Source organism: Kordia sp., from assembly GCF_965224175.1.
GTDB lineage: Bacteria > Bacteroidota > Bacteroidia > Flavobacteriales > Flavobacteriaceae > Kordia.
Map to the genome: position 1 here is coordinate 3,517,462 of NZ_OZ245041.1, position 15,341 is coordinate 3,532,802.

The 15,341-nt window shown below is 33.2% G+C and carries 15 protein-coding genes; 5 read left to right on the top strand and 10 right to left on the bottom strand.

All coding sequences use genetic code 11. The features are described 5' to 3' along the window. Positions 1-6: 6 nt before the first annotated feature. From ACOQOS_RS15235 to ACOQOS_RS15245, 3 genes are all read right to left on the bottom strand, one after another. A complete protein-coding gene (locus ACOQOS_RS15235) occupies positions 7-441 on the bottom strand; it encodes a DUF2271 domain-containing protein (RefSeq protein ID WP_420575154.1) in 435 nt (144 codons plus the stop codon). A 62-nt stretch (positions 442-503) separates the two neighbouring features. Further along, positions 504-2,000: an ankyrin repeat domain-containing protein gene (locus ACOQOS_RS15240; RefSeq protein ID WP_420571326.1), complete on the bottom strand. Its 1,497-nt coding sequence runs from the start codon at positions 1,998-2,000 to the stop codon at positions 504-506. A gap of 3 nt (positions 2,001-2,003) precedes the next feature. Next, positions 2,004-2,909, bottom strand: a complete 906-nt coding sequence (locus tag ACOQOS_RS15245) for a DUF6607 family protein (RefSeq protein WP_420571327.1) — start codon at positions 2,907-2,909, stop codon at positions 2,004-2,006. Positions 2,910-3,012: 103 nt separating this feature from the next. Here ACOQOS_RS15245 and ACOQOS_RS15250 point away from each other — a divergent pair, with 103 nt between their 5' ends. The 3 genes from ACOQOS_RS15250 to ACOQOS_RS15260 are packed head-to-tail and all read left to right on the top strand — an operon-like array spanning position 3,013 to position 7,854. Then, positions 3,013-5,160, top strand: coding sequence for a TonB-dependent receptor plug domain-containing protein (locus ACOQOS_RS15250; RefSeq protein ID WP_420571328.1), 2,148 nt, complete (start codon positions 3,013-3,015; stop codon positions 5,158-5,160). Between the two features lie 4 nt (positions 5,161-5,164). After that, positions 5,165-6,559: an HmuY family protein gene (locus tag ACOQOS_RS15255; RefSeq protein WP_420571329.1), complete on the top strand. Its 1,395-nt coding sequence runs from the start codon at positions 5,165-5,167 to the stop codon at positions 6,557-6,559. A gap of 38 nt (positions 6,560-6,597) precedes the next feature. Further along, complete coding sequence (locus ACOQOS_RS15260) at positions 6,598-7,854, top strand: HmuY family protein (RefSeq protein ID WP_420571330.1); 1,257 nt, start codon at positions 6,598-6,600, stop codon at positions 7,852-7,854. A gap of 98 nt (positions 7,855-7,952) precedes the next feature. Here ACOQOS_RS15260 and ACOQOS_RS15265 read toward each other — a convergent pair whose 3' ends face one another. The 5 genes from ACOQOS_RS15265 to ACOQOS_RS15285 form a co-directional block, all read right to left on the bottom strand. After that, positions 7,953-8,465 carry an acyl-CoA thioesterase gene (locus tag ACOQOS_RS15265; protein ID WP_420571331.1) on the bottom strand — a complete coding sequence of 171 codons (513 nt, stop codon included), beginning with the start codon at positions 8,463-8,465 and terminating at the stop codon, positions 7,953-7,955. Between the two features lie 99 nt (positions 8,466-8,564). After that, the gene (locus tag ACOQOS_RS15270; protein WP_420575178.1) at positions 8,565-8,981 is read right to left on the bottom strand and encodes a hypothetical protein; all 417 of its coding nucleotides are present in this window, start codon (positions 8,979-8,981) and stop codon (positions 8,565-8,567) included. Beyond that, positions 8,968-9,414: a hypothetical protein gene (locus ACOQOS_RS15275; RefSeq protein WP_420571332.1), complete on the bottom strand. Its 447-nt coding sequence runs from the start codon at positions 9,412-9,414 to the stop codon at positions 8,968-8,970. The genes ACOQOS_RS15270 and ACOQOS_RS15275 overlap by 14 nt, the downstream gene beginning before the upstream one ends. Positions 9,415-9,416: 2 nt before the next feature. Further along, positions 9,417-10,223 carry an RNA polymerase sigma factor gene (locus ACOQOS_RS15280; protein WP_420571333.1) on the bottom strand — a complete coding sequence of 269 codons (807 nt, stop codon included), beginning with the start codon at positions 10,221-10,223 and terminating at the stop codon, positions 9,417-9,419. A gap of 119 nt (positions 10,224-10,342) precedes the next feature. Further along, on the bottom strand, positions 10,343-11,296 hold the full coding sequence (locus ACOQOS_RS15285; protein ID WP_420571334.1) for an SPOR domain-containing protein: 954 nt from the start codon (positions 11,294-11,296) through the stop codon (positions 10,343-10,345). A gap of 102 nt (positions 11,297-11,398) precedes the next feature. Between ACOQOS_RS15285 and dprA the strand changes: the two genes are divergently transcribed. Together dprA and ACOQOS_RS15295 are read left to right on the top strand one after the other, a co-directional pair. Beyond that, positions 11,399-12,505, top strand: coding sequence for a DNA-processing protein DprA (dprA, locus tag ACOQOS_RS15290; protein ID WP_420571335.1), 1,107 nt, complete (start codon positions 11,399-11,401; stop codon positions 12,503-12,505). Between the two features lie 69 nt (positions 12,506-12,574). Continuing rightward, positions 12,575-13,513: a C1 family peptidase gene (locus tag ACOQOS_RS15295; RefSeq protein ID WP_420571336.1), complete on the top strand. Its 939-nt coding sequence runs from the start codon at positions 12,575-12,577 to the stop codon at positions 13,511-13,513. 38 nt (positions 13,514-13,551) lie between these two features. On the opposite strand, the gene ACOQOS_RS15300 is transcribed toward ACOQOS_RS15295, so the two are convergent. Then, a complete protein-coding gene (locus ACOQOS_RS15300; protein ID WP_420571337.1) occupies positions 13,552-14,226 on the bottom strand; it encodes a LytR/AlgR family response regulator transcription factor in 675 nt (224 codons plus the stop codon). An 8-nt stretch (positions 14,227-14,234) separates the two neighbouring features. Next, complete coding sequence (locus ACOQOS_RS15305; protein WP_420571338.1) at positions 14,235-15,254, bottom strand: sensor histidine kinase; 1,020 nt, start codon at positions 15,252-15,254, stop codon at positions 14,235-14,237. Between the last annotated feature and the right edge of the window lie 87 nt (positions 15,255-15,341).

Here is a 15,341-nt window from a genome sequence, read left to right on the forward strand (position 1 = left end):
GTTGGTTTACTGCGGAATCATTCGGATATATCGAATAAATCCTTTTCCTGCTATTTTACTCTTTACGGTTTCGGAAGTCAATTCAAATTGTACATCATCAGTGTAATATTCCTGATCTTCTACAGCAGTTTCAAATCGAATTTGATAACCAGCATTTATCTTATCGTCTGGAATAGCTACAATACTAATTTTTCGTTCGCCGCCGCTAATAGTTTCTCCAGTAATGGCATCAATATCGGGACGTCTTTTCCCATAAAATTTCCACCATTCGATAATATCAGAATACCATTCGTCATCATTTCCTTGTACATACAAAGTTTCCAAATAATTGCCTTCTGTGTCTAACAATGAAATTACTACATAAGCACCTTCGCCAGTGTAGTTTTTCATTTGAATCATGCATTTATATTTTGAATCTTTTTCTGCGATTTGAAAACTCATCAATGTAAAAACAGAAAATAGACAAATGATAGTTGTAATAATTATTGTTGATTTTTTCATGACTATTTTAAAAAGTTTAGATCTATATGTTCTTTTTGAAGCAACTCGTTTTCCATCGCCAAATCATACACACTTTCATCAAAAGCGGTTTTTTGTGTCGTATCGGCACCAATTGATAACAAGTACTTTAAAATTTTAGTGTCTTTTGCTTTCATGGCAGCCATATGTAAAGGAGAAATCCCTTCTTTATTTTGCTGATTCACAGCTATACCAAGTGACTTTACATATTTTACCAAAGCTAAATTATTTGTATCAAGTGCTAAATGATACAAGGTATTTCCGTTAGATTGTGGTTTTAAAAAGTCGAATCCTTTTGCTTTTAAAAGCGCTAACTTCTCATTAAAATTTTCCTGTTTTTTAGGATTAAAATTCTTCAGTAAATAATAGCTTAAATTATTTCCTTCTTTATCAACAATGTCAAGGTTTGCACCTTTGTTTAGTAAAAGCTCAATAACTTTTGTAGAATTGCGATATACAGCATTTGTAAGCGCTGTTCTTCCTTCTTTATTCTGATGATTGATGTTTTTTGTATATGTAGACAAGTAATCTATGATTTCTATATCATTTTCATAAGCGGCGAGCAAAAGTGCTGTATTTCCGTCTTTATTTGTTTGATTTACATCAACATCTTCGCCAACAAAATATTTAAAAACAGCAATATCTTTTGACTTATACGCCAACGAATGCAGTGGAGTTTCTCCAGATTTTGTAGTGACATTTGCTGCAATTCCTAAAGAAACTAAATACTTAAACGTTTCGAGTGTATTTGTCTTTCTTCGCAAACTGCGACTTGCAAAAATAATAGCATTTTCTCCTTCCGAACTCAACGTTTTATAATCAATTTCTTTTTCAATCAAACGTTTCATTAACGGAATATTTCCTGCTTTTGCGGCATAATTAAAAACTCCGTTACCATTTGTATCTGTAGTTTTTAAAGAAATGCCTTTGGAAGTAAAATACTCAATAATCTTAAAATCTTTAGCAAAAGGTGCTACTAACAATAATGCGTTTGCACCATCATTGTTGGTTTCTTTGGAGAAATTTGCGCCATGAGTGAGACAAAAATTATACAAATCAGGATTCACCTGACCAGTAACGGCGGCAAAATTTGCCAAAGAATATCCATGACTATCAATAATGTCTGTTTTCGCACCTTTTTCAACTAAAAATCGCATCATTTCCAGATTATCTCTGTAGGCTGCCCAAAAAATATACGTTCTACCATCATGTGTCAATTTATTGACGTCATTTCCTTTCTTAGAAAGTAAATACTTAATGGTTTTATTGTCTGTTTTTTCAATAAGTGCCATAGAAACGGCATCAAACATATTTCTATCTAATTCAGAAATATCATGTCCGTCGGCTATCTTTTGATCAATATCAGCAATACTTGGATTTGTCTTCCAATAGGCTCTGCTCAAAAATGCATTAGATTTTTGTGCAACACTAGCACTGACAAAAAGCAGTAGAACAAGCGTAATTATATTAACATTCTTCATTATTTATTTTTTTACAAACGATTCAATTACCGTATCAATTTCGTCTTCTTGTGTCATTTCTTCATTGAATAAATACTTGTATAGCACTTTATTCTTCACTTTTGCTTCTAGTGATAAATTTGTATTTCGTTCATATACTTCTGACCACTTTTTACGAACTGTTGCCCATTTTTCCTGATGTTTTTTCCACCAATCAGAAGCACCTTTACAGCGGTTATCGTCAACTTTTTTATACACATTATATCCTTTTTCACTCGCAAGAATCATATCTTCTTTCCCAGCTTCACGAACTACTTTTAAATTGTCTTGATCATGAACCCAACCATTATCAGTAATTTCATGTCGATTTCCACGAACTGTGATATTATAATCACTACGTTTTGTGTATTCTCGTCTCGGTAATGGAGCATCAGTAGTATTTTCCCAATAGCTTTTTCCGTCTACATGAACCCAAGTTCCAGAACCTTCATAACGTGGACTATCATCTACCTGAAATACTTTTTGTGTCCATTGTTTCTTTACGTCAGACTTTGGCTTTTTCTCATATACCCAATTATTGTCGCCATCGTACATATAGAAATCAGTGTTTTCATATAACCAATCTTGTCGCCAATGTTTTACGATATATGGTTTTGCAGGATTTCCTACTTGTAATAAATGTTGAATAGAAATTTTGTTTTTTTCATCTACAACAAGTTCTGCCCATTCCAAACCTTTATCTGTTTTTGTCGTTGATGGTTTGTACAAAGAATCGTTGCTATACTGAAAAGTTTCAGCAAAATTAAAGGTCACTTCAAAACAGCCGCACATTTCTTTAATGGCATTTCTGTCTTTTTTCTTTTTACTCTGTGCTTCAGTTTTGCTAATAAACACAAGGCTTAAAACGAATAATACTGCGATTTTTTTCATTCTCATGATTGATTTTTATTAATGAAAAATATTTTTAAAAATTAACTATACTTATTTAGATTGAATTAAAATAAAATATATATTTGCGACAAATTTAATTGGAATGAGTCTAAATAAAAATTATTTCTACATTATTTTTTCACTTTTTTTAGTGAACTCTGTTTTTGGTCAGAAAAAAGATCAAGCAAAAAAAGACTCTCTTAAAGTTGAAAAACTAGAGACAGTTGTGATTACAGGGCAACATAATCCGCAATCGGTAAAAAAGTCGGTTTTTGAGGTAAAAGTGATTGATAGTAAAGAAATCAAACAACGTGCAGCAAATAATTTAGCAGACTTGCTGAATCAATCTTTAAACATCAACATCATTCCGAATGCTTCTACAGGAAAATCAGGTGTAACATTATTCGGATTGGATGCACAATATTTTAAAATTTTAATAGACAATGTTCCAGTTATTAACGAAGAAGGCGTTGGAAATAATGTCGATTTAACGTTGATAAACCTTGATGATATTCAACAAATAGAAATTGTAGAAGGTTCTATGGGCGTACAATACGGAGCCAATGCTGTTTCTGGAGTTATCAATATTATTACTAAGAAATCATCCGCTTATAAAACAAGAATCCAAGCATACGTACAAGAAGAAACTGTAGGTGATGAATACGAATGGTTTGATAAAGGACGACATATTCAGTCTGTGAAAATTGGACATAATTTTACAGATGACTTGTATGGAGATATTACCTATACACGAAATGATTTTGGTGGTTTTTGGGACAATAGACAAGGAGAAGTATATGATAGAAATGATGGATTGCGCGGACATGTTTGGTTGCCAAAAGAGCAGCACAATGCCAAGTTATTATTGAACTACAAAAAAGATGATTTTAATGTGTTCTATAAGTTCGATTATTTTAATGAAAACATAGATCGATTCAATCCTGTTGTAAACCTAAACGAAAATCCTGCAACAGCAACAAGTGATCCATTGGCTTTGGATGAAATTTATACCAACGAACGTATCATTCATCACTTAAACAGTAATGGGAAACTTGGAAAACAAGTCAATTTTAATATTTCTCTTTCCTATCAGGAGCAAACCAAAGAATTGGAAACATATACATATCGTATTCGCCAAGATGAGCAATTAAACACACAAAAAGGCGAATACTTATCACGATCAGCATTATTTTCTCGAGGTACATTTAGCAACTTGATTCAAACCGAAAAATTCAATCTGCAAGCAGGTTATGAATTGACTAATGAGAAAGGTTCAGGTTCACCATTAGCGATTACTATTGACCCAACAGAAAATGCGGTTTCGCAACGTTTAGATAATTATGATTTTTTTGCTTCATCAGAAATACGCGTGTCAGATCAGTTCTCATTGCGTCCTGGCGCGCGCGTTTCGTTTACCAATTTGTTTGACAACCAGTATGTATTTTCGTTGAGTTCTAAATATGTCTTTAAAGGTGATTGGGAATTACGCGGAATTGTAGGTTCCTCAAATCGAACACCAAGCTACGACGAATTGTTTACCTATTTTGTAGATGTAAACCATGATGTACAAGGAAATCCAAACTTAAATCCAGAACGTGGTTTATCAGCATTTTTACACCTGAAAAAACGTTTTTGGCTAGCAGATGATACTGTTCAACTAAAAAATAAAATCAGTCTTGCCTATTTAGATGTAAAAGATCGAATCGAATTAATTGTTGTACAACAAAATCCACTAGCATTTCAATATAATAACATAGATTCTTACAAGTCGATTGGTGTTTTTTTTGAAAATACACTGAAATACAAGCAATTACAGGCGCAATTAGGGTTTTCTATTTTGGGTGTTTCCAAAGTCTTGGATAGCAATACAAATTCCAATGATGACTTCTTATATAATTTTCAGGTAAACAGTAATATCAATTACCACGTTCCGAAATGGAATACAACATTTGCGCTGTATTTCAAACACCTTGGAAAACAATATCAATTCGTAGAAAAAACTAATGCAGCCGGAAATCAAGAATTTGTACGTGGAACTACAGACGCGTACAGTTGGATGGAAGGAACTGTAAAAAAATCATTCTTTAGCAATCAACTGGAAACCACTTTCGGTGTTCGAAATCTATTTGATGTGACCAATGTAAATACAACGGCTTTTGCTGGAGGCGCGCACGACGGACCACCAACAAGTTTATTAATTGGATACGGAAGATCCTACTTTTTAAGACTCACATACAACTTAAACCTATAAAACCATGAAAACGAGATTAAAGCAACTTTTAGTAGTAGCATTTGCAATTTTTATAAGTGCTTGTAGTGATGACGATAGCTTACAAAGTGATCCATTTGTGGTAGCTTTTGAAAGTTTATCGAAAAATTTACAAGACATTGAAAGTCAGGAAGCAATTTCATTAGTATACTCGGAAATGGCCGTGCAAAACGGAACTGTGCGTATACAAATACTTCCAACAAATGCTGAATACGGACAAGATTTTACAACAGTTCCTGAAGCTGTCAACAATACAATTGAACTCTCAATAGCTTCTGGAGAAATTGAAAATGAAATTATTTTTAATAAGCTGAGTTCAACACTTGATGAAACAACGTTAATCAACTTTACCATTGCTTCTATTACTTATGACAATTCGAATGTACAAGGAAATACGGAGTTTGTCATTAATTCTTCAGCAGCTTTAGGTGGAAGTATTGCACCTGAACTTGGTGGACCAAATGAAGGAAATCAGGTTTTTGTGGATTTGAGCAGTGAAAGTACAACGCTTGCACAACGAGATTCGTGGGATTTAGGATTTTACAATGGCGATGCATTTAGAGTAACAATTAATGGTTCTATTTACATGGCAACCAAAGAACTTACCGAAACAAATATTGACGCTGTTACACAAGCGAGTGTAGCAAGTATACAGCCGCAAGTTGCTGTAGGAACTTTTGATCCTTCCAACGCAGCATATGTAGATGCGCCAAATGGAAATATTTTAGAAACAGCTATCAATGAAATTTCTGTAAATGATGCCGATAATAAAGTGTATTTGGTAAATCTTGGTTATGAAGTTGGAACTGCAACACCAACCGTTGGAAGTGTCGCAGTTGCTGGAAATGCTAGAGGTTGGAAAAAAATCCGAATTCTTCGAAGTGGAAGCGATTATGTATTACAATATGCAGATTTAGACGACACAACACACCAAGAAGTGATCATTTCAAAAGATACCGATTTCAATTTTCAACACTTTAGTTTCAACACAAACAATTTAGTTTCTGTTGAACCTAAAAAGGACAAATGGGACATTAGTTTTACAGTGATGACTAATATTTTACCAGGTGCTGGAAGCTATGGTTTTTCAGATTTTGTTGCGCACAATAGAAAAGGTACAGCAGTTTCTTACCAAGTAAGTACAAGCGATGTTTCTTATGACGATTTTACCATGTCAGATGTTGTGGAAGCAAGCTTCTTAGAAGATCAAACCACGATAGGAAGCAATTGGCGTGATGTATTCTCAGGAACAGCACGAACAGATAGATTTTACATTGTCAAAGATCCAAATGGAAACATATACAAGTTAAAATTCTTGGCATTAACCAATCAAAATGGAGAACGCGGTTATCCAGAATTCGAATATAAACTTATATCATAAATAATTACTCACATCAATACTCAAATAAATTTTAACAAATGAAAACAAAATTACTCTTATTGTGTTTTTTAGTAGCTAGTGCTACAATACTACAAGCACAAGAAATTACTGTAAATACTAGCATGGGTGCTAGTTACGCAAACGAAGTATATTATAAAATAAGTACAGATACAGAAACATCATTTGCTGCAAATTCATGGGATATTGCATTCTTGAGAGAAAGCAATGTAAATCAGGCAATTCGTGTAAATGGAAACATAGGAATTGAAGTTTTTGAAGCTTCAAGCACACCAAGTGATTGGAATGCCATCGACATTGCAAACGAAGGAAGTTGGACAAAATTATATAACAGTGATACAGCATGGAATAATGGTGCTTTTATGAAAGGTTCAGACAATACACCACCATTTGGTTTTGGATGGGGAAGTTACAACCCTGTGACGCATCATATCACGGGAAGCATCATTTTTGTATTGAAATATGCTGATGGAACCTATAGAAAATTAATTATAGAAGATTATTTTGGAGCATACACGTTTAAGTACAGTACTTGGACAGGAAGTGAATGGACAGCTGACCAAACTGCTACGGTATCAAACACAAGCAATCCAAATAATAAATACAATTACTATTCATTCACAACCAACTCAGAAGTAGTTGCAGAACCAGCTGTGAGCGATTGGGATTTTGTATTTACACGTTATTTTACAGAAGTAGCTCCAAATGTGCAATATCCAGTTACTGGAGTATTACATAGTAGCGAAGTTACAGTTGCACAAAATGAAGAGCCAGGAGGAATGCCTGCAAACCCTGCATTGACTTTTTCTTCGGATATCAATACGATTGGTTATGATTGGAAATCTTTTACAGGAACGAGCTTTGCTGTAAATTCAGATACTGCTTTTTATGTAAAATATGCAGATGATACCGTGTACAGAATACATTTTACAGCGTTTTCTGGAAGTAGTTCTGGAGATATTACATTTAAACAAGAAAATGTAACAAGCTTATTGAGTGTTTCTGAAGTAGGTGATAATGTGTCTTTCGGAATTTATCCAAATCCTTCATTAGACAAGAAAATAAATCTTTTATATGATGTTGCAAAACTAAGTGGAGCTACAAATCAAGTATTGATTTATACAACTTCTGGTCAGAAAGTGTTTGAAACAACACTAAGCAATAACTCAGGTTTTTATAACAAAGAAATAGATTTGTCATCACTTGATGCTGGATTGTATGTACTACAATTTAATGCTGGCGATTATAGTGTGACTAAAAAAATAGTTTTGAGGTAAGGTGTTCTCAAAAGTGTAGTTTGAAAGTGAGCAAGCTCTTCGTAATGAAGAGCTTGCTTTGTATTTATATATATTAGTGATGTGCTAAAGTTTGAAATTTAGGCATCAAACAAAGCTTTCAATTCTGTTGCTTCGTCTGGTTTCATTTTTCCAGCAAGTACTAAGCTTAATTGACGTCTACGTAGTGCGCCATCAAAACGTTCTTTTTCTAAATCTGACTCAGGAACCAATTCAGGAATGCGTACAGGTCTTCCTGTGTCATCTACGGCAACAAACGTATAAATAGCTTCGTTTGCCTTATCGCGCATACCAGATTCGCGATCTTCAATCCAAACATCAATATAAATTTCCATAGACGATTTAAAAGCTCTAGAAATATTTGCTTCTACAGTAACGACACTTCCCACAGGAATCGAACGATTGAAAGCCACATGATTCACAGAAGCTGTGACTACAATTCTTCTGGAATGTCTACGTGCAGCAATACTTGCAGCTCTGTCCATACGTGCTAACAATTCGCCACCAAATAAATTATTCAACGGATTTGTCTCACTTGGCAATACCAAGTCAGTCATAATCGTTTTCGATGATTTCGGATGTTTTGTCTCCATCAGTAAATTTTTTGCAAAGGTACATAGATTCGTTTTCTAGGACGCTAAAAAAGGAGAATAATTACAAAAAACAATGGAAGTTTTATAAATGTAAATTACCTAAAAAGAAAACATGCTGTTTGTATCAATAATGACTTTTATGGTATCAGATTTTGTGTAAAGTAACTCAAATCCTTCAGCTTCTATTTGAGAAGCCGAAAACTCATAATTTTTTGATTTAATGACGAATGCGTTGGAACGAATTACACGCCAAAAAGGAATGTTATGATCTACCGTGTCAATAGCATAGCGTTCTGCAATTTTCTTTATAGCATTTCCTGTTCGCATAGGGCAAGTTACGTCTGTATCAAAGTCGTTTGCTAAACGCTTGGCAAGAACATCTATTGTCGTTATACAACCTTTAGGAATCGTTTTTATCAGTTCTTCAACGGCTTCAATTGATGGATGTAACATACTGCCTTTTCCATAAAATTTCTCCATTTTCAATGGAATATCTACTATTTTAGATGTTGTCATTTTCGTATTTTTTATAAAGTTTAGCGGCGATCCAAGCACCAATAATCATTTCTAGCAAACTTAATGGTAATGTGATCCATAAGATATTCCAAGGTGCTAATCCCATGTTGGCGGTGGCAATCCAAAAGATGACAAAAACGGCCAACCAAACCAGAGTTGCTGATGCTATAACTGAACGATTAGAATTACCAAAAACACGAGCATAGAGCCAAAAGAAAAAAACAAGAATGGCTGTTAATAGTGTATCCCAAAATCCCCAAATAGCAAAAATTGAGAGGTCTATATTGGCAATATCAGCTTGATCATTAAAAAATGATTGTGTACTTGGTACTACGAATATAAAATAGCGGAAAACCTCAGAAATGTGAATCCAGATACTTGTCAATAAAGTGATGACAATGAATTGTTTTAAGTTGAATTTTGTAGGTGTCATGTTTAGGAAAATGTAATGGTTTGTTGTAATTTTTTAAAGATTTCCTTAGGCGCTTTAAATTTTGGGACTGAACGGTAAATTTCAATGGATTTTTCTAATTCGCCCAAGCGTCCTACTAAATCAATACTGCGTTGTGAGAAACCTGCAAATCGTAAGTCTTTTGGGTTTACAATCTTTTCATCAATCAAGAAATCAATCTTTTTGTGACAGCGACAAGGATTTTTTGGATTTGCCAAACCACATTTATTGTGTAAGAAGTTGCGAATTTTAGTTCTGGAACGAGATAATTTTTTTCTAAAATTTTCAGCAGTAATTCCCATAATTTCAGAACCTTCAACGCTATTAAATTCGAGAATCTCAGCTAAAATATAAACCATTCTATCTACGGGATTCAAACAAAGCAACAAACCTTGAGTACAACTTACTTTTACTTCTTCTTCCAGAAGTGCACGTTCACCTTCATTAGAAGCATATCGTACCGTATTTGAATGTCCGTTATCAATTAATTTAGCATACTCTTCAAAAGGCATTGCAAACTCTTTAGCCTTTTTACTTTTGTAAGTAAGCAAGTAATTAGTTGCTACACGATATACCCAAGTTGTAAACTTACTTTTGTGATTGTAAGTACTCAAATGTGTGATGATTTTGATGAGTATTTCTTGTGTTGCATCTTCAGCATCTTCTGGATAGAGTAACATTTTTAAAGACACATTGTAAATATAATCTGTGATATTTAATACGATTACTTCCAATGACTTTCTATCACCTGAATTGGCTTTTTGCACTAAAGTTTCTAAGGTATCTTTCATATCTATTTAATTAGACAAGGAAAAGATACGAAGTGTGACAATTTTAATGAAAAAACTATGTATATGGCAAAAAAAAGACCGCTACATAGCGGTCTTTACATATATAAAACGATAATTTCTTATTCTGTAACTAGCATCCAAGCTTCAGGAGCTTCTGTTTGTTTAATTTTTGCCAAAGCCTCACTTGCTTCTTCGCGTGTTGCAAAACTAGCGTATGATACTTGATGCAAACCATATTTGTTTTGACCAAGCAATGCAGCATCAAAACCATTTGCTTTTAATTCTGCTACTTTCGTATGTGCATTTTCTTCAATTCGAAAAGCACCGGCAACAACATGATAGTTTTGCGCTTCTTTTGCTACTTGCAATGTGATGGAAGGCAATTCTACAGGGTTTGAATTAAAAAATGTTGCTTGCTGTATGTATGAATTGATTGATTTTTGCGCTTTAGCTTGCTCCGCAACTTGTTGGTTTGATTGATACTCTCTCATTCCAAAAAATCCTGCACTTAATATAATGGCAGCAGCGGCAGCATATTTCCAAGGAAAACGGAATCTTCTGTTTTCTTCAGCAACTACTAATGGAATTACTTCTGTTTCAGCTTCTTCAGTAACAACTGTAGGAGCAATTTCTTCTTTCGTTTCTTCAATCACTCTACTAATTTCGGAAGATACGAACGAAGACAAACCAAATGATGAGGTTAGGTAATTTAAATGATACGAAGGTTCAAACTGAATATTTCCTTCTACATTTAAAGACAAGTCACCAATATTTTCAAGCGAAACGATCGCAGCACTTTCTAATTCCTGCTTCCATTCAGCAACTTTAGAAGCTACTTTTTGTAGTGTACTTTCGTAACCTTCTCCAGTAACATCAGCAATATACTTTACCAACAATCCGTCATTAGAAACTAATTGAGCATTAAATGACACTACTTTTGATGGTGGATAAAAAGCATTGGTTGTATGATGTACTTGCGCACCTTTTCGCTGTGTTAAAAACGCACCAAAATTTGGTACAGTTACACATTCATATCTATATAAAAGGTCGCTTATGTATTGGTCTAATCTCATTAATAACAAATTTAGAAAAAATATGAAGCCAATAAAATATCTGCATAACTTTTTATTAACATTTAAAAATCCTGTAACTTTAGTTTTGAAAATCAAATTGATATGAATTCTGAACAGGAATTATTGTACACGCTTGCACTGCAAAAGACAGCAAAAATAGGTGATGTAAATGCGAAAAAACTTATTAGACATTGCGGAAACCCTGAAGCGGTGCTGAAAGAGAAGAAAGAAAATTTATTGAAAATAGATGGTATTGGCTCTTATGTTGTATCAGATATATATAATGCTGAAAACTTAAAAGCTGCCGAAAACGAATTAAAATTCATCCAAAAAGAAAAGATACAGACGCATTATTTTTTAGACGAAAGTTATCCAAAACGATTGCAACATTGTGCTGATGGACCAATTTTACTATTCCAAAAAGGAAATGCAGATTTAAATACTTCCAAAATGATTAGCATTGTTGGTACACGAAAAGCGACTACCTACGGAACAAAGTTTTGTGAAGATTTTATTGAAAGTTTATCGCCTATACAACCTACTATTGTTTCTGGTTTTGCATACGGAATTGATATTGTGGCGCAACGTGCTTCTATAAAAAATAATATTCCAACCATTGGCTGTTTAGCGCATGGTTTGAATCAAATATATCCAAAAGTACACGGACGTTACGTGAAATCGGTAGAAGAAAATGGCGCGTTTGTTACCGATTTTTGGAGTAGTTCCAATCCTGATCGAGAAAATTTCCTAAAAAGAAACCGATTGATTGCTGGAATGACACAAGCAACGATAGTAATTGAATCTGCTGAAAAAGGTGGAAGTTTAGTTACGGCACATATAGCCAATTCATACAATAGAGATGTATTTGCCGTACCTGGTAGAGTAGGAGATTCGCAAAGTATTGGTTGCAATAACTTGATCAAACAACAACGCGCACATATTTTAACGTCTGCAGCTGATATTGTATATCTTTTAGGTTGGGAATTGGAAGCTGAGCCGATTCAACCTGTACAAAAGCAATTGTTTGTAGATTTAAATCAAGAAGAAACTTCTATTCATACATATTTAAAAGAAAAAGGAAAAACAGTGTTAGATAGTATTGCGTTAGCATGTAAATTGCCTATTCATAAAGTAGCGCCTATTTTATTGCAAATGGAAATGAAAGGCGTTGTAAAACCATTGCCAGGAAAATTGTTTGAAGCTGTGTGAATTTGTAACGAGTTGATGTTTAGTAAATAAAATACTATATTTAGTGTTGAAACAACCAATATTACATTTATGAAATTACTTTCTTTTTGCTTATTATTTTTAAGTGTGAATTGTCTTTGGAGTCAAGTAAAACTTGAAAGTCCTGAAAAATTGTGGAGTACAATTCACATAAGTTCACAAACACCAGTAAAAGATCAAGGAAACGGAAATAATTGCAGTGCTTTTGGTGTGGCTGCAGCTTTGGAAATGCTTCCAAATATGCCAAAAGATATTAGTGAAAACTACTTGTATTCTGCTCATAAATTTGATGAATACAAAAACAATAGAGAAATTACTAAAGGAAACTTCTTAAAATCATACATTACGTCATTGCCAAAGTATGGTATTCTTACAGAAGCACAATTGCCATACCCTAAAGTGCCAGCTTCCAAATGGTATGCATACGAATCAGAAATTATTAAAACCTTAAAAGAATCTACTACTGGACCGCTTTCTTTTGAGTACAAATACAAACCAATAGCAAAACGTATTCAACTAGATTCGTATCAATATCTAGGTGTTATGGAAAGTAAAAATGTGCAATACATAAAGTATTTACTAGATAATGGCATAAAAGCAATTCCAGTCTCTTATGAATTATATGTGCCAGCTTGGAAAAATTATACTTCCAAAATGTACACAACAATCACACCTGATTCTGGCTATGGAGTGTTAATGCAAGATGGTACATACGCTTCGTATGCTCAAGTCAAAAAACAATATCCAGATATTAATGCTAGAATCAATTCTAATCGAGCAACATTAGGAAAAACAGATAAACGTACAGATTATAATCGGTATTCAGCGCATGTAGTCACGATTGTTGGATATGATACGAAAGGATTTATCATCAAAAATTCTTGGGGAGTTGATTGGCGATACAATGGATATGAACGTGTTAGCTACGATTTTCATGAACTTTTTGCCTATGAAGCTTTAATTTTAAAAAGTGTCAGTTATAAATGGTAAGTTTAACTAAAAAGCAGATTAAAGAAATTTACGGCTCATTAAAAACTATTTAAAACGATCTTTTTGAGACGAACACTTATCGGAATTTTATAATCTTTAATAATAATTTGATCATTGAAAATAGCATCTACTTTATGTTTTGAGATGATGTATGATTTGTGTGTTTGAATAAAATGTTCTTTTGGCAATTTATCTTTAAAACTCTTTAAAGGCATATATGTAATGATGGTCTCTTTTTCCGTGACAACTTTGGTGTAGTTTTGCATTGCTTGCGCAAATAAAATATCATCTGTATTTACTTTTTTTAGTTGTTTTTCACTTTTTAAAAAGATCACTTCATTTTCCGTTTTTTGATGTAAATACTTGTGCGCTTTATGCGCTGCTTTTAAAAAACGTTTGTAGGTGATGGGCTTTACTAAATAATCTAAAACATTATAAGAAAAACTTTCTAAAGCATATTCTTCATAAGCAGTTGTCATAATGATTGAAGGAGGATTTTTTAGTTTTTTTAACCAATCAAGACCTGATACTAAAGGCATATTAATATCCAAAAAAATCAAATCTATATGATGCTTTTCTAAATAGTGATTTGCTTGCAAAACATTTTTACATAAGGCGACAACATTTAGAAATAAAACTTCTTTGCAATAGTCTTCAATACCTGCTCTGGCAATAGGCTGATCATCAACAATTAAACAGTTGAGTTGTTTCATTTTTACGATTATAAATGAATGGATAAATTGACATTAAAAGTAGCTGCTTCTTTATGAATATTTAGTTGATGTGCATCAGGATATAATAAAGACAAACGTTTTTTTACATTGCTCAATCCAATGCCATTATTTGCATTTTCATCAGTTGAAACATCGTAACTATTTATAACCTTTAACGTAAGTTTTTCAGCTATTTCTTCTACTTTAATTTTTATAGTGTTCGCATTTGCATCTAAATGATTACTGCAATGTTTGAAAGCATTTTCAATAAAAGGAATCAACAATAAAGGCGCTATTTTTAATGACGGATTTTCTACCTTAATATCATAATCCAACCGAATGTCTGAACCTCTATTGGTTTCTTCAATTTTGATAAACTTTATAATATAATCGAGTTCTTTTGCTAGTAAAATATGTGTATTACTTTCATACAATTGATAACGTAATAACTCCGAAAATTGATGTAAAGTTTCCTTTGCTAAGCTGTTGTCTTTTCCAATTAAATGATACACATTGTTAATACTATTAAATAAAAAATGAGGATTTAGCTGCGCTTTTAAATATTTCAACTCGGATTTATACGTTTCTTCAATAAGCTTTTGCTTCAACTTTTCAGATTTTTTGAATGCGAGTTTAAGCGCATAATAAAAACCTGCAATCGTATATACTACATGCACCATAATACTGCTTACAAAACCACATAAATACGGTTTTTGAATGTTGTAATGATCATACACAATACTATCAAAATAGGATTCAAGGAAAGTAATAATGAAAATGATAGCAATTGTTAGTATGTAAAAAAATACCTTTCTTTTTTGTTGGTATAATTTTGTGTGTAGCCAAAAAACCTGTGCGTAAAACAAAGCCGCATTAAAAATCAACCCATAAATGTATGCATATGTAAGACTTTCGTCTGAAGCCGTAAAACCGTTCCAGTTAAAGTCTGATCCAAACGCTACAAGCCAATAATTAAAAAGCCAAAAAATAAGGTGTCTTACTACAAGACCGATCTGAGACCAATTCATCTTCATTTTTTTCAAAGTAACGTATAATTTTTTTTTCAAAAATAGATTTCAACGTTCATCATTCAGAATACAACGTTCATCAAGTAC